This window comes from Hydrogenobacter thermophilus TK-6 (genome assembly GCF_000010785.1).
Classification (GTDB): domain Bacteria; phylum Aquificota; class Aquificia; order Aquificales; family Aquificaceae; genus Hydrogenobacter; species Hydrogenobacter thermophilus.
The window spans coordinates 1,371,522-1,392,432 of the sequence record NC_013799.1; the positions used below are offsets into that span (position 1 = coordinate 1,371,522).

Here is a 20,911-nt window from a genome sequence, read left to right on the forward strand (position 1 = left end):
CGGGGGTAGAGTTATGGAGCTTGTTAAACTTCATCCACCGATGGTACATTTTGCCATAGCCTTTCCACTCTTTTTGCTTTTTACAGATATCTACTACAGATGGGTCAAGAAAAGTCCGGACGGCTTGCATGCTATGCTCACCTATGTAAGCGTTTTTGCGGTCTTGGGAGGGACAGCATCGGGTATAATAGCTCACAAGCCTATAGAGGAAAAGCTACACCAAATTCCTGTCTTTGAGGCGCATGAAATCTTAGGTATCTCTTTATCCATACTCTTCCTGCTTTTGGGTGCTCTGAGGTTTTTCTTAGGTAGGTATAATGCAAGGTGGATAAGGGACGCGTACACTTCACTGCTTCTTTTAGGCGTTCTACTTCTTTTCCTGCAGGGAAGATGGGGAGGCATGATGGTTTATGATTACCTTTTAAAGACTGGACTATGATGCTGTTTCTTCTTTTGCTGGTGGGGATTTCCCATGGTTTGGACCTGATGGGGGCTATAGAAAGGGCTGTATCCTTTTACCCGTCTTTGAAGGCTCTTGAAGAGGAAAGAAAGGGTATAGAGGGAAAGTCTCTCCTTTACAAAAGCTACTTAAACCCCACCCTCGGCATTGAGGTGGGGAATTTTGGGACTTCAAAGGAGGGCGTTAGGTCAAATCCTATATACAGGCTCTCTTACTCTCAACCCATACTTATTTATCCCTTGGGCAGTTTTGTAAGAGAGGCAGTCAGGTACGAATCATCTGCCTTTGAGGAGAGGATAGCTCAGGAGAGAAATAGCCTTAAAGGCGAGGTGTACTTAGCTTTTTATTCAGCTCTCTACAGAAAGGATCTTCTCAGCATAGCTCAAGAAAACTACCAGATAAGCTATGATGTATATAGTTTTGTAAAAAAACTCTTTGACCTTGGGGAGGTCACAAAGCTTGAGCTTTTCAGAGCGGAGAGGGAACTGGACCTTGCAAAGACAGAGCTTGAACTTGCCAGAAGCGATTACCAGAACGCTCTCAAAAAACTCTCCCTCTTTGTAGGTGAAGAGGTAAAAGAGGTGGAGGGAAGCTTGGAGCATCTTAGGGATATGAAGGTTATAAAGGTAGAGGACCTTCCTCAGATAAGGCAGTATAACTACCTCATAAAGAGTGTAAAGACCAGCATTGAGGTGGAGAGAACTCTGGCAAAACCCCAGATTAGCACGGAGGTGCTTGGTGAAAAAGTATCCGAGAGCGAGTATGGTTTTAGAATTGGTTTTTCTGCTACCTTACCTGTCTTTTACAGAAGGGAAGGAGAGATACTTCAGCTGTCTTCTTACGCAAGAAGCTTAGAGAGACTGAGAGACTTAGAGAGAATGAAGGCAGAAAGTGAGTACCACCGCTTACTCAAAAGGTACCAAGCCATAAAGGATGAAGTAAGGAAGATAAATGATGAATTACTTACCAGATCCCGTGAGGAGCTGAGCTTAGCAATAAAGAGTTATAGACTCAGAACCATCACTGCCCTTGAGCTTTCTGACACAAAAAGAAGGTACATACAGCTCCTGAGGTACAGGTCAGACCTTCTCATGCAGGCTCACGAGGAGTATGCCAAGTACTTATCTTTGGGAGGTGAGCTGTGAGAGTGCTTTTTATTATCATGCTTCCCGTTCTGGTGTTTTCTGAGACTTTAAAGCTTGACCAGAATGTGATACAGAAGCTCGGCATAAAACTCCACACGGTCAAGATAGAAAGGGTGAAAGATAGCTTAACGCTTCCTTCAAAGGTGAGTGAGTACTCGGGTCTTGTAGCTGAGGTGTTTCCGCCCGTAAGTGGTGTAGTAAAAAAGGTTTTTGTAAAGGAGGGGGACAAGGTAAAGAAAGGTGCACCTCTTGCTCTGGTTTACTCACCCCAGATAGCCGACCTTCAGGCTCAGATAAGGATGGCTAAGGTAAAACTCCAAACCGCACAGGAAACCCTCAAAAGGGAGGAGATGCTCTACAGAGAGGAGGTTATTCCCTACGCAAGGTATTACGGAGCAAAGATAGATTACGAAAGAGCAAAGGGGGAGTATGAAGCCCTTTTGGCTTCTTTGAGGTCTTTTGGTGAGGTGATAAACGATACCGTCTTGATAAGGTCTCCCATAAGCGGATATGTGATAGAGCAAAAGGTATTTACTGGAAGCGGAGTTGACATCTCAAAAGAGATGTTTAAGGTCCACTCCCACGAAAAGCTGTGGGTTTACGCTTATGCAACGCCCGAAGATGCCACCAGGGTCAAGGTGGGGATGGTGGGATATGTCCTCTGGCAGGGTCAGAGATTGGAAGGTAAAGTGGACTATGTATCCCATGAGGTAGACCCAAATACCAAGAGAGTGCCTGTTAGATTGCTGGTAAATAATGTAAGAGACCTGCTCAGACCTGGACTTATGGTGCAGACAACTATTGAGCTGGGTAGCGTATCGGGAGTATGGCTTCCTCTGCAGGCAGTCCAGAAGGTCAATGGTAGAGATGTAGTTTTTGTAAAAATTCCCGAAGGCTTTAGTGTAAAGACAGTAAGAAAGATAAGGCAGGAGGGAGAGTGGGTGCTGGTGGAAGGTTTGAAAGAAGGTCAACAGGTAGCTACCAGCGGTCTTGTATTTTTAAAGTCCCAGGTGGAAAGATGAGCAAAGTGCTAAGCTACAGGCTCTTAGTCTTGCTGCTCCTCTTTCTGAGTGTTGTGATAGGGGTTTGGAGCTTTCTAAAACTGCCCATAGACACCTTTCCTGACCCTACGCCCGTACAGGTGGTTATATACACAGAAACTCCTGGGCTTTCTGCAGAAGAGACGGAGATTTTGGTGACTCGCCCCATAGAGTCTGTTCTGGCTGGTATAAAGAATGTGGATTTGGTAAGGTCAGTGAGCTTGCCCGGGCTTTCTTATGTGACTGCCTTTTTCAAAGAAGGTACGGATGTGTATTTGGCAAGGAACCTTGTAGCTCAAAAGCTTCCAGAGGCTCAGGCGCAGATACCGCAAGGCTATGTACCAAGGATGGGTCCCAACACTTCAGGTCTTGGCAATGTGCTTTTTTATGCTCTTATTGACCAGAAAGGCAACTATTCTCTTGAGGACCTCAAAACCATAGAGATGTGGAAGGTAAAGCCGTTAATAAAGTCGGTGGATGGTGTTGAAGAGATCTCCCAATGGGGACCAGAAAGAGCTTACCTGGTAAAGATAAATCCCGATGCTATGGTGTTTTATGGCATAACTCTGATGGATGTTATCTCTTCCCTTGAGGAATACAATCAGATAGCAGGTGGCGGTTTTATGGTCTCTCCCTACGGAGATTTGGTGGTAAGAGGTCTTGGCAGGGTAAGAAGTATAGAAGAATTTGAAAACATACCTGTGAAGAAGTCCGAAGGTGTTCCTGTAAAGCTTGGTCAGATAGCTACTGTGGTACCTTCCGAGCTTCCTAACAGGAGAGGAGCTTTTACTTTAAACGGTGAAGAAGTGCAGGGAAACATAGTTCTCAAAAGGGTCAGCACCAACACTATGGAGCTTGTGGAAGAGCTAAGAAGAAAAATTGATGACATCCAGAAAATACTTCCCGATGGTATAAAGATAGAGGTTCTCTACGACCAGGCTTACCTGACAAAGAAAGCCCTCTCCACAGTGGAGAAGGCTCTCTTGGAGGGAATAGTTTTAGTTTCCGTAGCCATAACTCTTTATCTTTGGAACATAAGAACAGCTCTGCTGGTGGTCCTTTCCATTCCGCTTACCATGCTTTATACCTTCATCTTTATGAAGCAGGCGGGTATGTCGGGTAATCTCATGTCTTTGGGGGGTCTTGCTATTGGGGTTGGGCTTTTTGCGGATGCGACTGTGGTGGTGGTGGAAAACATATACAGGCACATGTCCGAAAGCAGGGAAAAACACAAATTTTCTCTTGTAGTGGACTCCGTGAGGGAGGTGATGCGCCCTGTGATATTTGCCGTAGGTATAATAGCGGTGGTGTTTCTGCCCATATTCACTCTGGAGTCGGTGGAAGGCAAGTACTACAAACCTTTAGCCATAACCATCATCTTTGCCCTTTTTTCCTCATTGCTGGTTGCTTTCCTTTTTATGCCCGTTTTGTCGTATTATCTGCTCAAAGGTGGAAAGGAGGAAACTTATCTATTTGGCAAGATAAGGGAAGGATATATAAAGCTTTTGGAGAAAGCCTTTAAAGTAAGATGGGTACTTATGGGTATCACTTTGGCTTCCTTTATCTTTTCCGTGTTTTTGCTATCAAGGGTAGGCACAGAGTTTGCCCCTCAGCTGGAGGAGGGTGCACTTCTGATAAAGTCCTTTCTAAATCCCAATGTCTCGCTTGACGAAGCCAAAAGAGTTGCACGGCTGGTGGAAAGTACCGCTTTAGAGTATCCTGAAGTCGTCAGAACCTTTTCCAACATAGGAAGAGCTGAGGTGGGAGAGCCAGAAGATGTAAACTACATAGAGACCTTTATTATGCTCAAACCCATGTCCGAGTGGAGAAGCTTTAAAAGTAGAGAGGAATTTGTAAACCTTCTTAGGGAAAAACTTAGGGATATTCCTGGTGTAGAGCTGAGCTTTACTCAACCTATACAGATGAGGATAGACGAGCTACTCTCAGGTGTCAAGTCAACGGTAGCTATAAAGGTTTTTGGAGATGACCTCCAAAAGATAAACCAGATAGCTTACAAAATAGAGAATATAGTCAAAAACACCAGAGGAGCCGTTGATGTAGAGACGGAGGCACAATCTGGCAAATTACAACTGCGCATAATTCCCAAGATGGAGGAGCTAAAAAGGTATAACCTGACAACGGCTGACCTTATGCAGCTGGTCTCTTACGCCTTGGGAGGAAGGGAGGTTGGGTACTTTCAGCAAGAGACCATACTCTTTCCTGTGGTAATAGGTTTGAGTAAGAAGGACCTGGAGACTCTCAAAAATTTACCGTTGCTTTTAAAAGATGGTAGCATAGTAAATCTCTCTCAGGTAGCCCATTTGCAGATAGCCGAAGGTTTTCAGAAGATAAGAAGGGAAAACGGCATAAGGTTTGCTTTAGTCCAGTCAAACCTTTCGGGAAGAGACCTGGGCGGATTTGTAAAAGAGCTTAAGGAGAAAATATCCAAGGAGATAAAGCTTCCGCCAGGATACTTCATAGCTTTCGGTGGGCAGTTTGAAAATCAGGAAAGAGCTATGAAGAGACTCTCTATAGCGGTTCCCTTAGCTGTACTTCTCATCTTTGTGCTTCTGTATCTGAATTATAACTCTCTGAGGGATGCTCTCATTGTTATACTCAATGTGCCCTTCGCCACCATAGGAGGTGTGTTTGCCCTCTACATTTCTGGTTATAACCTGTCTGTTCCTTCTGCCATAGGGTTTATAGCGGTTTTTGGCATAGCTACACTCAACGGCGTAGTCCTCATATCTTATATAAGGTCTCTTCTGGAAAATGGATATAACCTTAGGGAAGCTGTCCTTACAGGTGCAGGTAGAAGGCTAAGACCCATACTTATAACAGCCACAGCCGCATCTTTGGGACTTCTTCCCATACTCTTTACCTCCGACATAGGCTCCGAGATCCAAAAACCTCTGGCTGTTGTGGTGATAGGTGGTATCTTTACATCCACCTTGCTTACCCTCGTAATACTTCCCCTCGTTTACGAGAAATTTGGTAAAATTTTACCTGATAAATGAGGATTATCATATCCTTTGAAGTGGCTCCTTTTTTAAGGTGGTTCAAAGATTACGACCGCGATAAGTTTTTAAGAGATGCGATAGCAGGGCTTACCATTGCTGCTGTGCTGGTTCCTCAATCTATGGCTTATGCTCTCCTTGCAGGCATGCCACCCATATACGGGCTTTATGCCTCCTTTTTACCTACCATTCTGGCTGCCATGTTTGGAAGCTCAAGATTTCTTGCAACAGGACCGGTTGCCATGACTGCTCTACTTTCTGCATCAGTACTTTACGGTTTTGCGGAACCCGGTTCTGAAAAGTGGATAAATCTTATGGGTGTTTTAGCCCTTATGGTGGGCTTTATAAGGCTTACTATAGGTCTTTTAAAGCTTGGTTTTGTGGTGGAACTCATATCCACCAGTGTAATAACTGGATTTGTAAGTGCGGGTGCTCTCGTAATAGCTCTTAGTCAAACGGGACATCTGCTGGGCTTTAAGATAACGCAAAGCACCCTTATATATCAGGTAGTGGTAGACATCTTCTCAAAGATAGAGAAAGTTAACCCCTATACGGTAGGGATAGGGATCTTAGCCTATGCCATCATATGGCTATCCAAAAAGATCCATCCTCTGGTGCCGGGAGCGCTCCTCAGTGTGATAATTACCTCTCTTCTCAATTACTTTTATGACCTTGAAAGATTTGGAGTAGCCATAGTAGGACAGGTACCGCAGGGCATTCCTGTGCCTTCTTTACCCAGTGTAGATTATTCAACCATAGCCTCCCTTTGGGGTGGAGCTATGGTGGTGGCAGCTTTTGGGCTTATAGAAGCTGTCGCTATAGCTAAGCGCCTTGCAGTTCAATCGGGAGACAAGTGGGATGCCAACCAAGAACTTATAGGTCAAGGCATAGCCAATATAGTGGCGGGTATATTCAAGGGTTTTCCTGTGGGTGGTTCCTTCTCAAGGTCAGCCCTTAACTTCCAACTCAATGCGAAAACGCCCCTTGCAAGTTTTATAACTGGTAGCGTTGTAGGCATTACTCTGATCATACTTGCCCCTGCCTTTTACTATCTTCCTAAGGCAACATTATCTTCTATAGTTCTTTCAGCTGTAATAAGTCTTATAAAACCTTACGAGATAGTAAAGCTCTACAAAGTAAACAAGGTGGACGGACTTGTAGCAGGTACCACCTTTGTAAGTGTGTTTTTTATGGAGCTTTGGGTTGCTCTAACGCTTGGGACTCTTATAGCTCTTGGGTCTTTTGTGTACAAGACCATGTACCCAAGGCTCGTAGTACTTACCAGAAATCCCCAATCTAACACTTTTGTAAATGCAGAGAGGGAAAGGCTTCCTGAATGTCCTCAGATACTTTACATAAGACCCAACATGCCCATTTACTTTGCTAATGCTGAGTATGTGTACGAGTATGTGCTTGAAAAGGTGAGGGAAAGGAAAGAGAGGGGTGGTTTGAAGTTCCTTCTCTTTGATATGGAGGCAGTTCAATACATGGACGCCACAGGTGCGTATACTCTTATAAGACTTTTTGACGAACTAAGGAGACAAAAAGTTGAGCCTGCAATGGCAAATATAGCTTGCGATGTGTATCCTATACTTGAGAGGATAGGATTTGAAAGACACATAGATACGGACCTTATCTTTGACTCAAAGGGTCACTCTATAGTGGAGCTTTTCAAAAGGCTTGACCACGAATACTGTGCAAAGAAGTGTCCTTATGCAGTCTTCAGAGAGTGCTACAGTGTAAAACCCACCGAATTTAAGCCCGTAGTTGCTCTTTAGTGTAAAGCCCTTTTTCAAGTATGTAGCTCTCTACACTTTCTGGAACAAGCCACTTTATGCTTTTACCTACCTTTACCCTGTTTCTTATCTCCGTTGAGGATACATCTATGTTTCTAGTTTTTAAGATGTAAAAGTCCCTTTCCTCTTTAAGCTCTGGGAAGTTTGCCCTTAGGTAGTTTCTGACATCTTCTGCCCTTTTGTTTCTGTCCGCTATTATAAACACAGCCAGCCTAATGAGCTTTTGCGGCTGTTTCCACATGTGAAGAGATAGTATGCTATCAGCGCCCACCAGAAAGGTAGGTCTTTCTCCAAAATTAATAAAGAGTTCTTGCGCAGTATCAACAGTATAGGATATTCCACCCCTTTTTATTTCCATATGGCTTACCTCAAAGCCTTTCACCCCTTCTGTAGCTATAGAGAGCATTTCAAACCTCTCTTGAGGTGTTGCCTGATGGGGTTCCTTAAGAGGTGCTTGAAAGGCAGGTACAAAAATGATCTTGTCTGGTTTTAGCTCTTCTAACACATCCCTTGCCACCACAAGATGCCCTATGTGTACGGGATCAAAGCTACCACCAAAGAATATTTTACGCATGGAATATGGGAATTTCGTATTTTGGGTTGGCAAGAGCTCTTAGCATACCCATCTTCATAGCCTTAATGACCTCCCTTGAGAGCTTTCTCTCTTTGAACCTCATAAAGTGATGGAAAAGGACGCCCGAAGCTTCAAGCCCCAAACCCCTGTCTTTGATTACCCTTTTCAAAAACTCCAGAGCTTCCTCCTTTTTTAAAAACACATTTTTTGTGTTTGGTTCAAACTTTTTGGGAATGCCTACAAATTGGTATCCACAAACCACATCCTCTTTGAGAAAGACCTTTATGAGGTAATTTTCGTACTCCGCTGTGAAGGCATCTTCTGCATCTTCAAAGGTTCCTCCGCTACCTGCAGTTACCCATCTGGTCTTTACAGCATTGTAATCCACCAAACCCGGGTTTTCTACTCTTAGTCCCGCCATGTTATAACCTGCTATAGCCCCCCCCTGCTGAGCTGCAGGGAAGAGAGCTATCCACCTGCAGTTGCCCCACGCATCTCTTCCCGAACATATGTCTCCCGCTGCATACACATCTGGGTCAGAAGTTTGCTGATACTCGTTTACCAGCACGCCACCAATCAACCTTCCCCTGCTTTCGTCTATGTGAAGCTTTATGTCTGTGTCCTGCACCAAATGCGTCCTTGGTCTTACGCCAGTTGAGAGTATCACCATATCTACCTGTATAAACTTACTTTTGTCCGAATCTATATGCTTTACTTCCACAGCTTCCACCCAGTTGTCCTCTCCGTGAATGGCTATAACTTGGTGATTCAGGTAAAACTTAACTCCCTCCTCCTCAAGAACCCTCATGTATCTATCTGCCATAAACTTATCCAACATGCGAGGAAGAACCCTATCAAAGAACTCTATCACATGCACCTCCATACCCATGTGCCTAAGAGTTTCTGCATCTTCCACGCCTATAGGTCCGGCACCCACAATGGCAACCCTCTTTACCCTTCCCGATACAACCCAATCTCTTATCCTCTTGGCATCGTCCAAATTTTTTGCTGTGGTAACGCCCTCTAAGGTAGCTCCAGGTATGGGTGGCACAAAACTGTAAGCTCCGGCAGCCAAAAGACATTTATCATAGCGCACCTCTTCACCACCCTTTACTATCACCACCTTTCTCTTGTTATCAATACCAACCACCTCTTTCTTAGGTCTAAAGTCCACATTATACCTTTCGTAAAAGGCATATCCTCCCTTGTAAAAAAGCGCCTCTGGAGATATGTCCCCCCTTATGACATTCTCCATACAGTTAGGTGCATAAGTTGGGTACTCCTCATCAGAAAGCATAATAATTTCCGAATCCTTGTCAATGCTTCTAAAGGCTTCCACAGCGCTTGCGGCCGCAGGTCCATTTCCTACTATAACCACTCTCATGGAATGTTTATTATATAATACGCCGTGTGAGAAACTAAGCATGATAAAGCACCTCCTCATAGCTCCCTCTGAAAAAGCTATAGCCAATAACATAACCATAAAGCAAAGCAGGTAGTGTTATGCCCTTCCTCCAGCCACTCACGCTTATGAGCCTTAAGGCTTTCACCTCATGATAACTCCCAGGATGAAACCAAAGGTCATAAACTCTGCCCTCTGTATCGCACACCACCATAACCAGCACTCCATAGTAAAGCTCCTCAGACTCTACCTTCTTATCTTCTTGTCAAGTAGCAACTTTACCAGAAGCAAGAGTGATGAGTTTAGGTTTTCTGCCTGCTGTGGATTAAGGGCTTTTTACTCAGAAACTACAGGCTCTTTGAATTTCTCACCCAACGTATGTTTATATTCTTAAATAGATATACCTTATGGTATCATAAGCAAAATTTATAGCCAAGTTTAGTATCTTGAATTAACATAATTCAGGCATGAGGAAGTTGCTGCTTGTAATAGTGCTTTCCCTTGGTTTTGGATGGGGTGGAGAATGGTGGAGCGATCCTGTTGGTGGACTTGAGGAGGCAAAAAAGGATAGCAAACCAGTAATGTTTTATTTTCATTCGGAACACTGTCCCTACTGCTTGCAGATGGAGACCTTTGTTTTTAGTGATGAGAAGGTGTCTAAGTATATGGATAAGTTTGTGGTTATATCCTTAGATATCTACACCCCAACGGGTAGAGCTTGGGCAAGGCGCTTTAATGTATTTGGCACGCCCACTTTTGTTTTTTATGATCCAAAGAAGGATGCTGTTATAAGTATATCCTTTGGCAGTAAAAGTAAGGAGGATTTTATCAACCTGCTAATGAAAACTTGTGAAAAAGCAAACACAAAAAAGTGTTAACAGTCAAGGGAGAGAAAGTAAGGGCTTGTCAGTAATGATGTATTATATTGGTAAGATTTTTTTAAGGAGGTATAAAGATGGACAGAAGGAGGTTTTTACAGCTCTCCACGGTAAGTATTCTCAGCTTAACCTTCGCACCCGGACTGCTAAAGCAGTCCTTTGGAGCGTCCAAGCTGGATGAAGAGCTTCAGAAGAGGCTCGGTGTTTCTCTATCCCAGATTAAGGAGTCTCCGGAGGTTAAGCTTCAGGCACCCACCATTGCAGAATCCGGTGCCAATGTGCCAGTCAGCGTAGAGTCCGACATACCTGTGGATAAGGTGGACAGTGTGTGGATATTTGTGGACAACAACCCCGTTCCCTGGATAACTGACATTAAACTCAGTCCTATGAACGGAAGAGTTTACTTTGCCACTAGAATAAAGATGGGTCAGACTTCCAATGTGAGGGCAATACTCAAAATGAAGGACGGCTCTTATCTTATGGCTACCAAAGAGGTCAAAGTCACAGTTGGCGGTTGTGGATAATAATTTGGTAAAAACTTAAAGGAGGTTAAGCATGGCTGTAGGAGCTGGAATACTTAGAGTTCCAAAGGAAGCCAAGAAGGGGGAAATAGTCAAAGTGCAGATGGTGATCACTCACCCTATGGAACCCGGCACTAGAAAGGACCCACAGACGGGTCAGATCATCCCTGCCTACCACCTTACCAAGCTGGAGGTTCTGTTTAATGACAAAACAGTTTCAGTAGTTGATATGGGTGGGGGTGTGAGCGCCAATCCTTTCATAGGACTCACTTTAAAGGTTGATGAGAGCGGTATAGTAAAGATCGCTTACGAAGACAACAAAGGTGGAAAATGGGAAAAGACTGCAGAGATAAGAGTTGTTTGATATGGGACCAAAACCATGGGGAAGTGGGTAACAATTATTTTTGTGTTATTTCTTTATGCCATAGCCCAGCAGGAGAATCCGGCGGAGGAGGTAAAGAAGCAAAAAGAGCTCCTGCTCAAAGAGATGGGCATACTTCCCGGAGATGTTTATGCGGAGCAGGGCAGAGACATGTTTAACAAACCTATGGGAAATGCAGGCAAGTCGTGCTCTTCCTGCCATGGTCAGGACGGCAGGTATCTGAGGGGAGCTTACGCGCACATGCCCAGGTATTACAAAGACATGGATGCCGTGGCAGACCTGGATACTAGAATCAAGTACTGCATGGAAAAGTACATGGGTGTGGGTAATGTAAAGCACGACCTTAACTTTAAGAGTATAGCCACCTACGTGGCTACCCTTTCCAACGGCATGAAAATGGATGTAAAGCTCACTCATCCAAAAGAGAGGGAGATGTACGAAAAGGGCAGAGAGCTATGGTATGCAAGAGTGGGTAAGATGGACTTTTCCTGCGCCATATGCCATGACAGTGAAGCAGGTAAAAGGGTTTTCTTGCAAACCGTTGTTGCTGTTAAAGAAGACAAGGTAGCCACCCACTGGCCTGCCTACAGGTTCTCCAACGACCAGCTCTGGACTATGGAAGACAGAATCAGAGGATGTTTTGGTGACATGAGGGTAGCTCCGCCGGAGCACTTCCATTGGGCTGTTGTAGCTTTGAATTTGTATCTATCTTACAAGGCAAAGGGGGGTGTAGTAAGGGTTCCCGGATTTATCTACTAACTGAATCAGGAGGGTAAAGGCATGAGAAAGCTTTGGTTCTTGCCCATTTTGCTGGGAGCGGTGGGAGGCGTGAGTCTCTATGCCATAGCCCAGCAGGAGAATCCGGCGGAGGAGGTAAAGAAGCAAAAAGAGCTCCTGCTCAAAGAGATGGGCATACTTCCCGGAGATGTTTATGCGGAGCAGGGCAGAGACATGTTTAACAAACCTATGGGAAATGCAGGCAAGTCGTGCTCTTCCTGCCACGGTCAGGACGGCAGGTATCTGAGGGGAGCTTACGCGCACATGCCCAGGTATTACAAAGACATGGATGCCGTGGCAGACCTGGATACTAGAATCAAGTACTGCATGGAAAAGTACATGGGTGTGGGTAATGTAAAGCACGACCTTAACTTTAAGAGTATAGCCACCTACGTGGCTACCCTTTCCAACGGCATGAAAATGGATGTAAAGCTCACTCATCCAAAAGAGAGGGAGATGTACGAAAAGGGCAGAGAGCTATGGTATGCAAGAGTGGGTAAGATGGACTTTTCCTGCGCCATATGCCATGATACCTTTGGAGGACAGAGGATAAGACTCCAAACCCTTGCAAAGGTGAAAGAAGACAAGGTAGCCACCCACTGGCCTGCCTACAGGTTCTCCAACGACCAGCTCTGGACTATGGAAGACAGAATCAGAGGATGCTACAACCAGATAAGAGTGACCCCTCCACCCCACTTTAGCTGGCCACAGATCGCCCTTAGCCTTTATATGGCTTATGAGTCCAAAGGTGGCACCATAGAAACGCCGGGATTTGTCAGATGAGGAGGGTAGAGACATGAAGAGGTATCTTGTCCTTTTGGGAAGTTTGGCTCTCTTTGCCTGCGCACCCACACAGCAGGAAAAGCCAAAACCTACACAAGCACCTAAACCTCCAGCTCAAGCCAAAGCGGAGAGGAAACACACCTTTGAGGAAGACATAAAACAGGATGAAGCGCAGAAGCTATGTTCAAACCCTCAAGGAACAGTCTCTGCTGATATGGTTTCCAAGTTTTTTGAAGAGCAGAAGAAGCTCATCAAATACCCTGCCAACGGGAAACTGGTGGGGGACTGGAAAAAGGGAGAGCAGCTTTTTGCCAACACCAGGAAGGGCAACTGCTATGCCTGTCATTGCGCGGACCCCAAAGAGCTTGCCTGTGGCAACATAGGACCTATCCTCAGACACTACGGCAAGACCCACAACGATGTCAAATACACCTACGAAAAGATATACAACTCCTGGGCTTTTGTACCCTGTAGCATAATGTACAGAGCAGGGGTTCATGGCATACTGACCCCTGAGGAGATAGCGGACATAGTAGCATACCTCCACAGTCCAGAGTCTCCTGTGAATAGGTAATATGGAGGTGTAAAATGCAACTTACCAGAAGGGACTTTCTTGAGCTGGCTATAGTGACAGGAGCTTACCTGAGTATGGACCCTGTTTCCGCTCTGGCAAAGCTAAGAGCAGAAGACCTCATGTCTTTTAAAAGCCTTGGAAATGTTACCCTGGTGTTCACCACAGACATGCACGCGCATTTAAAACCCCTTTACTTTTCAGAGCCTGTAAACCTAGTCCCACCCAAAGGACTTGAGGGGCTTCCCGGATATGTGGCGGGCAGAGACTTTCTGAGAATGTACAAAATAGCTCCCAACACCCTTGAGGCTTACTTTGACAGCTGTGTAAACTTCCCCGAGCTTGCCAGAAAGTTTGGCAAGATGGGAGGTGGCGAGCACATCACCTGGATAATAAAGTCCATCGTAAACGAGCGTGGCAGGGACAAAGTGCTTGTCCTTGATGGAGGAGACACTTGGGTCACCACAGCCATAGGTCTCTTTACCGACGGCAAGGCTGTGGTGGACTGGATGAACTACACAGGCTACGACCTTATGGTGGGACACTGGGACTTTACCCTCGGAAAGGAGAAGTTCCTGCAAAGGCTCAAAGAGCTCAAGGCTGAGTTCATATCCCAGAATGTGGTGGATGCGGACTTTGGAGACCTGATTTTCAAACCTTACTCCATTAGAGAGGTAGGAGGGGTAAAGCTCGGCATAATAGGAAACTCCTTCCCCTTCACACCCATAGCAAACCCCAGAGAGTTTGTGGAAGGCTGGAGCTTTGGCGTAAGGGAAGAGCAGATGCAAAAGTTTGTGAATGAGCTAAGAGAAAAGCACAAAGTGGACGCGGTGATACTCCTCTCCCACGATGGGCTACCTCTTGATATAGCCTTAGCTAAGAAGGTAAGGGGTATAGACATCATCATCTCAGGACACACCCACGATGTAACGCCAAGACCGTACTTTGTGGGCAACACCATGATAGTGATAGCTGGATCCCACGGCAAGTATGTGGGTAGGCTGGACCTGGACATAAGGAACGGGAAGATAAGGAATTACAGGTTTAAGCTCATACCAGTAGCCAGCAACCTTCTGCCCGCGGACAAGGGTGCAAAAGAGCTTATAGAGAAGTGGTATAAACCATACGAGAAAAAGCTCTCGGAGGAGATAGGTGTGGCGGAAGTGCTCCTCTACAAGAGAGACACCTTCTTCAGCACCTTTGACAGGCTTGTAGGCATGGCAATAGCGGACTACTTCCATGGAGTTGACATAGTCACATCCCCCGGCTACAGATGGGGTACTACTGTGCTGCCAGGGCAGAAAATCACGGTGGATGATGTATACGACTTTACAGCAATAACTTATCCTAATGTTTACCTGATGAAAAGAACGGGAGAGCAGTTAAAAGCGGTTTGGGAGGATGTGGCAGACAATGTGTTTAACCCAGACCCCTTCTACCAGCAGGGCGGAGACATGTCAAGGCTTTATAATGTTGAGTACGAAATAGAGATAGGTGCCAAGCAGGGACAGAGAATAAAGAGAGCTTGGATAAAAGGTAAAGAGCTGGACCCCAAGAAGGAGTATACAGTGGCAGTTTACGGAGGACCAACACCACCACCAGAGACGCTCCTGCCCGATGTCAAACCCATCCCTGTCTATGACATAGTCATTGATTACATAAGGAAGAAAAGGCACATATATGTTGACCCCACACCTAATGTGAAGGTGCTTGATGCCAAGTATGTGTCTCCGCTGGAAGGCTTTGGAAAAGGCATGATAAGGAGGAAGGCATGAAGATCCTTCCCATTCTTCTTTTCCTTTTGACGCTTTCCTTTGCCGGTGACATTACCAGCCTGATGTTTCAGACCTACAGGGTAGAGGGTAAAGACTTTCAAAGCGTTGTGGAAGAGCTAAAAGAGAAGCTAAACCAAAGTGATCTTAAGGTTTTGCGCACTCTTACCATATCGGAAGCTATAAAAGCCCGAGGAGTGAAGGACTTTCCCAACTACACGGTTCTTCTGGCGTGCGACAGGAAAGAAAAGGAGGACCTGCTCATAAAAGTGCCCTTCATGAGCAACCTTATCCCATGCTCCGTTGCAGTTTATGAAAACAAAGATGGTAGTGTGTCCATCACTGCAATAAACGAAAAGCCTTATCTTGAGGCTTTTTCCAAAGAACTATCAAAGGATGATAGAAGACTTATAAGCAAAACCTACATGGAGCTCAGAAGGGTCCTTTCAAGTGTAGGTAAATACAAAAAGGCTCACATAAGTAAGGCGCAGATAAGAAAGATAATGTCTCAACTCAAAGGCGTCTTCTTTGAAACTTCAGATACTATAAAGGGTATGAGCTTTGAAGATGCAAAAACTCTTCTCAAGACAGCTCTTGACGGAGTAAACATGAACATACTGGGTGTTGAAGACATAAGAAAAGAGACTCCTAAGTACTCTTTCATGCTTGCATGCAACCTCACTTACGGAGAGAAAATCTTAAGAGAGTTTCCCCACTTTGGAACCTTAGCACCTTGCAGGGTCTACCTGTATGAGAAACCCGACGGTAGCGTGGGTGTAGGCTACATAAACATTCAAACACTTATAAAACTTTACGGAAAGCATCTTCACAGAGATGCGGTGGAAGTCTTTGAAAAGGCAGATAGAGACATAAAGTCCGCCATAAAGGAAGTCAAGGGAGAGTAGGGATGGCTCTCTTACTGAGCCTGATACTTATCTTTTCCTTTAGCTTTTCGCAGGTCAGTGTTAGACAAACCTTGAAAGAAATACAGCCGGGTATTTATGGTGTTTTTGGCACATACGAGCAGGTGAGTAAGAAGAACAGGGGTTTTATCTCCAACGCCTACTTTGTGGTTACAAAAGACGGTGTGATAGTTTTTGACGCTCTTAGCACCTACAGGCTGGGTAGGGAGCTTATTGAAAGTATAAGGAGCATAACCAAAAAACCAATAAAGTACCTTGTAGTGTCTCACTACCATACGGACCACTTTTATGGAGCCAAAGCTCTCAAAGATGCTGGAGCTATCTTAGTTGCTCATCCCTGGTCTTACGAGTATCTATCCGGTGAAGAGAGCCAGAGGATGTTTATGGCGAGGAAAGAGCTCCTTGGCAGAGAGCTTGAAGGCACAAAACTTTTGCCACCTGACATAACAACCTCTTCATCTTTGACCATACATCTGGGGAGTGAAAAGTTTGAGGTTCACCACTGGTGCAGGGCACACACCAACGGAGATATAGTTATGTACATGCCATCAAAGAGGGTACTCTTTGCGGGCGACCTGGTATTTGGAGGAAGAGTGCCTTTTCTTGGCTCTGGCAACTCAAAAACATGGCTGGAGTGTCTTGACAGGATTATACAGATAAAGCCACAGATTCTTCTTCCCGGTCATGGTCCCTATCTGAGAGGAGAGAAAGAGATAGAAAAACAGGTTATGTGGACAAGACAGTACATACAGGACATAAGAAGCGTTGTGAAGAAGCTTTACGAAGAGGGGCTTAGCGTGGAGGAGGTCAGAAACAGAGCCAACGAGGAGATGCTTAGGATAAACCCCGAGTATGCACAGGTGGGAGCCTTCTTTGATGTGAACCCTGTAAATGCCTACTATGTATACTTTGAGGTAGAAAGGGAGCTTTTGGAAAATTCCAGGTAATTCTCTATAATATTGGTTATGCAGGACTGCATCTTTTGTAAGATAGTTGCTAAAGAGATACCGTCAAAGGGCGTTTATGAGGATGAGCTGGTTTATGCCTTTCATGACATTAACCCTGTAGCTCCTGTCCATATACTCATCGTTCCCAAGAGGCACATACTGGGCATTCAGGAGATGGAGCAAGAGCATGAGAAAGAAGTGGGCCATATGTTCTATGTGGCAAAACTCATAGCTCAAAAGCTGGGACTTGCACCGGATGAGAACCTAAACAGAGGCTACAGGCTTGTTTTTAATGTGGGAAAAGACGCAGGACAGAGCGTCTTTCACCTTCACCTTCACCTCATAGGCGGTAGGCACATGAGCTGGCCACCTGGATGAAAAGTTTTAGAGATTTTATGGAGGAGCGCGTCAGGGAGTATTACCTTCAAAGAAAGGTAGGGGATGACTTTTTTACAGCGCCTGAGCTGGACAGATCCTTTGGAAGAGCTCTTTCGGACCACCTTTACCAATTTGTAAGGCACGCGGATAATCCCCTAATCTTAGAACTGGGGGGTGGCAACGGGAGTCTTGCCTACGATATTCTAAGCTTTTTTAGAGAAAAAGATAACAAGTTATACGGGAAACTGACTTACTATATATACGAAGAGAGTCCTACATTGGTCAGCTTGCAAAAAAATAGATTAAGAGAGTTTGAGGGGAAGGTCTTTTGGACGCAGGAGCTCATCACCGAGGCAGACATTGTCCTCTCCAATGAATTCTTTGATTGCTTGCCAGTCCATGTTATCAAAGGGAGAAAGGAGCTTTATGTGGATGATGGTAGAGCCATATGGGAAGATATAACAGATGAAAGAACACTCACCTTTTTGGATAGGATGGGGTACAGTGCTTTGGGTCAGGTGATAGAGGTGTGCCTTGACTGTATAGATTTGCTCAGGCGTCTTTCAAATATAGTGAGAGGATACCACATAGTCATAGATTACGGGTATACTTCAGAAGAGATAGCTAAGTATCCAAACGGCACGGTTGTGGGCTACAAGGCTCACAGAGTAGTTATGGATGTATTAAAGGAAGCACCACCTTTTGATATGAGTGCCATGGTGAACTTTTCCGCTCTTGTTGAGTACGGTAAGGATTTTGGGCTTTTAAGTGTGTCCTTTCAGAATATGAGAGAGTTTTTACTGTCTTCGTCTACCTTTTTGGAAGAGTTAGAAAAACTGAGTTTATCCGAAAAAGCCGAAGACATAGAGAGGCTTTCCCGCCTAAAAACTATGCTGATCAGTATGGGAGAGAGGTTTAAGGTGCTCATTCAGAAAAAGCTCTGATTAAAGGACCCTTATTTCAACTTGGTAAAGTTCTCCCTTGTTCTGTATAGGGATGGTGCCTGTCCTACCAGTAAGTACGAGAAGCCTCCCGTCTTTTGTGAATACTACCGACTGAATAGCCTCCTCCAAATTGCCTCCTACAAGCTGTTTGAGAAGTATCACATCCTTTCTCTGTTCATCAAGAAGAAAGATGTCACCTCTTGAGTATTTTACTATATCAAGAAATCTCTGAACCATCCCCGTAGTGTTTTTGACCACATATGCCACTTTAAAGTCCAGCACATCACCTACAGCACCTTTTGGATTGAAGATGTAATTTATCTTACCAGCGGAACCTACGCTCACCTCCACATAAGAGTACGAGCCGCCAAAACCTTCATCGGAGGAAAAGACCTCATTGTCACCGTCAAAAACCCTAACCCTACCTGAGCTATCGGTAAAGACAAGATAGTTTTTGTAGTAAAAGGCGCTGTCTACTCTAAAACCTCTTGGGGCTTTAAGAACACCCGCTTCTTTTATATTTTCTCCGTCAAAGGAGAGTCTGACAGCTTGGCCAAACTTGTTGTCAAAATCAAACTTCTGCCCTACAAAGGTATCCTTAGGTTTGCTTTTGTCAAGCACCCCCATAATGTAGGGTATGTCTGTTTTTAGGGGTATAAGACTGTCGCCTACCATTTTGAGTATCAGGGAGCTTGCTCTGTCGCCTGAGATCATGTTGACTATTATGTAATCTTTTTCCTCCTTTCCTATCTTACCTACACAGACATTAACGGCGGTACCGGCCGGCAGAGAGTAAGCAGACCTTTTCACTATGTCGTTTTTTAGCAGCTCATAAACCTCTAACCTCCCAGAATACAATATTACCAAATAATCTCGCCCATTTCCCATAACATCCCCTACATCCGCCGAGATGGGTATAGAAGGTAAAGCCTTTATGAGTTTGCTCCTTGCAAGAAGTTTAAGGTCTTGCAAACTTGCTCTCTGCACACCTTCTGCTGCTACTTGAGGCAAAGGATAAAAAGCCACAGCAGACCCGTTGAACTCTATACCGTAACCATCCTTAAACTCTTTTATCGTGTAGGTGCATCCGCTACCCTTCCTTACACCTTCTACAGCGGAGCTTACTTTAAAAAAACCCTCGTCGCTGCCTTCGTAACACACATCTGTGTAAGACAGTACTACCCTCTGGCCAACTTTTGGCTTTTCTCCCTTTATTAGCTTAGCTTCTGAGAAGTTATCATACACCTTCTCTACTTTGACCTCACCAACTTGCTTGATTTCCTTACCCAGGATCTTGCCAGTGATGGGATGGATTATTGGTTTGCCCTCCTCCACAACAGAAAACATCTCACCCTCTTTTACACCGCCCTTGCCCAGGTCCAGCAGAACCTTTCCATCCTCCAACTTTATTATGTATCCTTCTCTTGAAAAGAACTTCTTTATGTTTTCTGTGGGACTTTCTGCAAAGCCATAGGATACAAAAAAGAAAAGTATTATTAGGCAGACCTTTCGCATAGCTCCTCCAGTAGGGATATTATAACTTCGGTCATCTCCTGAGTGCCTACCTTCTTTGTGCCTTCCGCGTATATGTCAGGAGTTCTATAACCTCTTTCAAGGGCGAGTTCTACAGCTCTGTCTATGGCGTCGGATGCTTCTTTGAGGTTAAAAGAGTATCTTAGCATCATGCTGGCAGAGAGTATTGTAGCAATTGGGTTTGCCACACCTTTACCTGCTATGTCTGGTGCAGAACCGTGAACGGGTTCATACAGAGCATACCTCTCTCCCAAACTTGCGGAAGGAAGCATACCAAGACTACCTGTTATAACCGCAGCCTCATCTGAGAGAATGTCACCAAAAATGTTACCTGTTACTATAACATCAAAGGAAGATGGGCGTCTTATCATCTGCATGGCACAGTTGTCTACATAAAGGTGTTCCACCTGTACATCTGGATAGCTCTTACTCTCTTCTTCCACAATTTCCCTCCAAAGGGCGCTAACTTCCAGCACATTGGATTTGTCCACACTGGTGAGCTTTTTTCTCCTACCTCTTGCTATCTCAAAAGCCTTCTTTACCACCCTCCTTATTTCGTCTTCTGTATACCTCATGGTGTTTATTCCCACCCTTCTTTCACCTTCCTTGAATATCCCTCTTGGCTCTCCGTAATAAACATCACCTGTTAGCTCTCTCACCACAATAAAATCCGTGCCCATTACCACATGGTCCTTAAGAGGTGATGATGGCACCAATGGTTTGTAAACTTTGGCAGGTCTCAGGTTGGCGTAAAGGTCAAGGGCTTTTCTTATGCCAAGAAGACCTCTCTCCGGCCTTTTGTGAGTGGGAAGGTCATCCCACTTGGGACCACCTACAGCACCCAAAAGTACAGCATCCGAAGAAAGGCAAAGCTCCAGCGTTTCCTGTGGCAGAGGCTCACCTGTTTTGTCTATGGCTATGCCACCTATAAGACCTTCTTCAAGGATAAAATCATACCCAAATAGCTTCCCTACCTTTTGGAGAACTTTTACAGCACTCTCTACTATCTCGGGACCTATCCCGTCTCCCTTTAAAAGCGCTATCTTGAAGGATGGCATTCTTTTATTG

21 protein-coding genes are annotated in these 20,911 nt (G+C 44.9%); 16 read left to right on the forward strand and 5 right to left on the reverse strand.

The annotated features are described in order from the left end of the window. The first annotated feature begins 13 nt into the window (after positions 1-13). Genes HTH_RS07585 through HTH_RS07605 form a run of 5 tightly spaced genes read left to right on the forward strand, consistent with a single transcriptional unit; the run spans position 14 to position 7,440 of the window. Positions 14-439, forward strand: a complete 426-nt coding sequence (locus HTH_RS07585; protein ID WP_012964136.1) for a DUF2231 domain-containing protein — start codon at positions 14-16, stop codon at positions 437-439. Next, positions 436-1,605 (forward strand): TolC family protein, encoded by a 1,170-nt coding sequence (locus tag HTH_RS07590; protein WP_012964137.1) that lies wholly within the window; start codon positions 436-438, stop codon positions 1,603-1,605. Before HTH_RS07585 ends, HTH_RS07590 begins: the two co-directional genes overlap by 4 nt. Continuing rightward, positions 1,602-2,627, forward strand: a complete 1,026-nt coding sequence (locus tag HTH_RS07595) for an efflux RND transporter periplasmic adaptor subunit (RefSeq protein ID WP_012964138.1) — start codon at positions 1,602-1,604, stop codon at positions 2,625-2,627. The genes HTH_RS07590 and HTH_RS07595 overlap by 4 nt, the downstream gene beginning before the upstream one ends. Next, on the forward strand, positions 2,624-5,662 hold the full coding sequence (locus HTH_RS07600) for an efflux RND transporter permease subunit (protein WP_012964139.1): 3,039 nt from the start codon (positions 2,624-2,626) through the stop codon (positions 5,660-5,662). The genes HTH_RS07595 and HTH_RS07600 overlap by 4 nt, the downstream gene beginning before the upstream one ends. Next, positions 5,659-7,440, forward strand: a complete 1,782-nt coding sequence (locus HTH_RS07605; protein ID WP_012964140.1) for a SulP family inorganic anion transporter — start codon at positions 5,659-5,661, stop codon at positions 7,438-7,440. The genes HTH_RS07600 and HTH_RS07605 overlap by 4 nt, the downstream gene beginning before the upstream one ends. Here HTH_RS07605 and nadD read toward each other — a convergent pair. From nadD to HTH_RS09900, 3 genes are read right to left on the reverse strand one after another with little or no spacing between them, the layout of a single operon-like run. Further along, positions 7,418-8,032, reverse strand: coding sequence for a nicotinate (nicotinamide) nucleotide adenylyltransferase (nadD, locus tag HTH_RS07610; protein WP_012964141.1), 615 nt, complete (start codon positions 8,030-8,032; stop codon positions 7,418-7,420). The genes HTH_RS07605 and nadD overlap by 23 nt on opposite strands. Then, positions 8,025-9,416 carry an NAD(P)/FAD-dependent oxidoreductase gene (locus HTH_RS07615; RefSeq protein ID WP_012964142.1) on the reverse strand — a complete coding sequence of 464 codons (1,392 nt, stop codon included), beginning with the start codon at positions 9,414-9,416 and terminating at the stop codon, positions 8,025-8,027. The genes nadD and HTH_RS07615 overlap by 8 nt, the downstream gene beginning before the upstream one ends. A gap of 34 nt (positions 9,417-9,450) precedes the next feature. Further along, entirely contained in the window at positions 9,451-9,648 is a 198-nt protein-coding gene (locus HTH_RS09900; protein WP_041309840.1) for a hypothetical protein, read from the reverse strand. Positions 9,649-9,901: 253 nt separating this feature from the next. On the opposite strand from HTH_RS09900, the gene HTH_RS07625 reads away from it, so the two are divergent. The 11 genes from HTH_RS07625 to HTH_RS07675 all read left to right on the forward strand — a co-directional run bounded on the left by HTH_RS07625 (position 9,902) and on the right by HTH_RS07675 (position 18,310). Next, complete coding sequence (locus tag HTH_RS07625; RefSeq protein WP_012964143.1) at positions 9,902-10,312, forward strand: thioredoxin family protein; 411 nt, start codon at positions 9,902-9,904, stop codon at positions 10,310-10,312. A 77-nt stretch (positions 10,313-10,389) separates the two neighbouring features. After that, positions 10,390-10,836 (forward strand): thiosulfate oxidation carrier protein SoxY, encoded by a 447-nt coding sequence (gene soxY, locus HTH_RS07630; protein WP_012964144.1) that lies wholly within the window; start codon positions 10,390-10,392, stop codon positions 10,834-10,836. Positions 10,837-10,867: 31 nt separating this feature from the next. Further along, the gene (gene soxZ, locus HTH_RS07635; protein ID WP_012964145.1) at positions 10,868-11,197 is read left to right on the forward strand and encodes a thiosulfate oxidation carrier complex protein SoxZ; all 330 of its coding nucleotides are present in this window, start codon (positions 10,868-10,870) and stop codon (positions 11,195-11,197) included. Between the two features lie 15 nt (positions 11,198-11,212). After that, positions 11,213-11,974, forward strand: a complete 762-nt coding sequence (soxA, locus tag HTH_RS07640; protein ID WP_012964146.1) for a sulfur oxidation c-type cytochrome SoxA — start codon at positions 11,213-11,215, stop codon at positions 11,972-11,974. 21 nt (positions 11,975-11,995) lie between these two features. Next, positions 11,996-12,775 (forward strand): sulfur oxidation c-type cytochrome SoxA, encoded by a 780-nt coding sequence (gene soxA / locus HTH_RS07645; protein ID WP_012964147.1) that lies wholly within the window; start codon positions 11,996-11,998, stop codon positions 12,773-12,775. A gap of 13 nt (positions 12,776-12,788) precedes the next feature. Further along, positions 12,789-13,349, forward strand: coding sequence for a sulfur oxidation c-type cytochrome SoxX (soxX, locus tag HTH_RS07650; protein WP_012964148.1), 561 nt, complete (start codon positions 12,789-12,791; stop codon positions 13,347-13,349). A 14-nt stretch (positions 13,350-13,363) separates the two neighbouring features. Beyond that, positions 13,364-15,121 carry a thiosulfohydrolase SoxB gene (gene soxB / locus HTH_RS07655; protein ID WP_012964149.1) on the forward strand — a complete coding sequence of 586 codons (1,758 nt, stop codon included), beginning with the start codon at positions 13,364-13,366 and terminating at the stop codon, positions 15,119-15,121. Further along, entirely contained in the window at positions 15,118-16,023 is a 906-nt protein-coding gene (locus tag HTH_RS07660; RefSeq protein ID WP_012964150.1) for a DUF302 domain-containing protein, read from the forward strand. The genes soxB and HTH_RS07660 overlap by 4 nt, the downstream gene beginning before the upstream one ends. Positions 16,024-16,025: 2 nt before the next feature. Beyond that, complete coding sequence (locus tag HTH_RS07665) at positions 16,026-16,988, forward strand: MBL fold metallo-hydrolase (protein ID WP_012964151.1); 963 nt, start codon at positions 16,026-16,028, stop codon at positions 16,986-16,988. 12 nt (positions 16,989-17,000) lie between these two features. After that, positions 17,001-17,366, forward strand: coding sequence for a histidine triad nucleotide-binding protein (locus HTH_RS07670; RefSeq protein ID WP_148161789.1), 366 nt, complete (start codon positions 17,001-17,003; stop codon positions 17,364-17,366). Beyond that, positions 17,363-18,310 carry an SAM-dependent methyltransferase gene (locus HTH_RS07675; RefSeq protein WP_012964153.1) on the forward strand — a complete coding sequence of 316 codons (948 nt, stop codon included), beginning with the start codon at positions 17,363-17,365 and terminating at the stop codon, positions 18,308-18,310. Before HTH_RS07670 ends, HTH_RS07675 begins: the two co-directional genes overlap by 4 nt. Here the strand turns inward: HTH_RS07675 and HTH_RS07680 are convergent, their stop codons facing one another. Then, positions 18,311-19,825, reverse strand: a complete 1,515-nt coding sequence (locus tag HTH_RS07680; RefSeq protein ID WP_012964154.1) for a hypothetical protein — start codon at positions 19,823-19,825, stop codon at positions 18,311-18,313. Continuing rightward, positions 19,807-20,901, reverse strand: a complete 1,095-nt coding sequence (gene leuB / locus HTH_RS07685) for a 3-isopropylmalate dehydrogenase (protein ID WP_012964155.1) — start codon at positions 20,899-20,901, stop codon at positions 19,807-19,809. The genes HTH_RS07680 and leuB overlap by 19 nt, the downstream gene beginning before the upstream one ends. Positions 20,902-20,911 lie beyond the last annotated feature (10 nt).

Excerpts from the sequence above, each read along its gene's own strand:
- HTH_RS07585 (WP_012964136.1), top strand. The coding sequence starts at position 14 with ATGGAGCTTGTTAAACTTCATCCACCGATGGTACATTTTGCCATAGCC.
- HTH_RS07590 (WP_012964137.1), top strand. The coding sequence starts at position 436 with ATGATGCTGTTTCTTCTTTTGCTGGTGGGGATTTCCCATGGTTTGGAC.
- HTH_RS07600 (WP_012964139.1), top strand. The coding sequence starts at position 2,624 with ATGAGCAAAGTGCTAAGCTACAGGCTCTTAGTCTTGCTGCTCCTCTTT.
- HTH_RS07605 (WP_012964140.1), top strand. The coding sequence starts at position 5,659 with ATGAGGATTATCATATCCTTTGAAGTGGCTCCTTTTTTAAGGTGGTTC.
- nadD (WP_012964141.1), bottom strand. The coding sequence starts at position 8,032 with ATGCGTAAAATATTCTTTGGTGGTAGCTTTGATCCCGTACACATAGGG.
- HTH_RS07615 (WP_012964142.1), bottom strand. The coding sequence starts at position 9,416 with ATGAGAGTGGTTATAGTAGGAAATGGACCTGCGGCCGCAAGCGCTGTG.
- HTH_RS09900 (WP_041309840.1), bottom strand. The coding sequence starts at position 9,648 with ATGGTGGTGTGCGATACAGAGGGCAGAGTTTATGACCTTTGGTTTCAT.
- HTH_RS07625 (WP_012964143.1), top strand. The coding sequence starts at position 9,902 with ATGAGGAAGTTGCTGCTTGTAATAGTGCTTTCCCTTGGTTTTGGATGG.
- soxY (WP_012964144.1), top strand. The coding sequence starts at position 10,390 with ATGGACAGAAGGAGGTTTTTACAGCTCTCCACGGTAAGTATTCTCAGC.
- soxZ (WP_012964145.1), top strand. The coding sequence starts at position 10,868 with ATGGCTGTAGGAGCTGGAATACTTAGAGTTCCAAAGGAAGCCAAGAAG.
- soxA (WP_012964146.1), top strand. The coding sequence starts at position 11,213 with ATGGGGAAGTGGGTAACAATTATTTTTGTGTTATTTCTTTATGCCATA.
- soxA (WP_012964147.1), top strand. The coding sequence starts at position 11,996 with ATGAGAAAGCTTTGGTTCTTGCCCATTTTGCTGGGAGCGGTGGGAGGC.
- soxX (WP_012964148.1), top strand. The coding sequence starts at position 12,789 with ATGAAGAGGTATCTTGTCCTTTTGGGAAGTTTGGCTCTCTTTGCCTGC.
- soxB (WP_012964149.1), top strand. The coding sequence starts at position 13,364 with ATGCAACTTACCAGAAGGGACTTTCTTGAGCTGGCTATAGTGACAGGA.
- HTH_RS07660 (WP_012964150.1), top strand. The coding sequence starts at position 15,118 with ATGAAGATCCTTCCCATTCTTCTTTTCCTTTTGACGCTTTCCTTTGCC.
- HTH_RS07665 (WP_012964151.1), top strand. The coding sequence starts at position 16,026 with ATGGCTCTCTTACTGAGCCTGATACTTATCTTTTCCTTTAGCTTTTCG.
- HTH_RS07675 (WP_012964153.1), top strand. The coding sequence starts at position 17,363 with ATGAAAAGTTTTAGAGATTTTATGGAGGAGCGCGTCAGGGAGTATTAC.
- HTH_RS07680 (WP_012964154.1), bottom strand. The coding sequence starts at position 19,825 with ATGCGAAAGGTCTGCCTAATAATACTTTTCTTTTTTGTATCCTATGGC.
- leuB (WP_012964155.1), bottom strand. The coding sequence starts at position 20,901 with ATGCCATCCTTCAAGATAGCGCTTTTAAAGGGAGACGGGATAGGTCCC.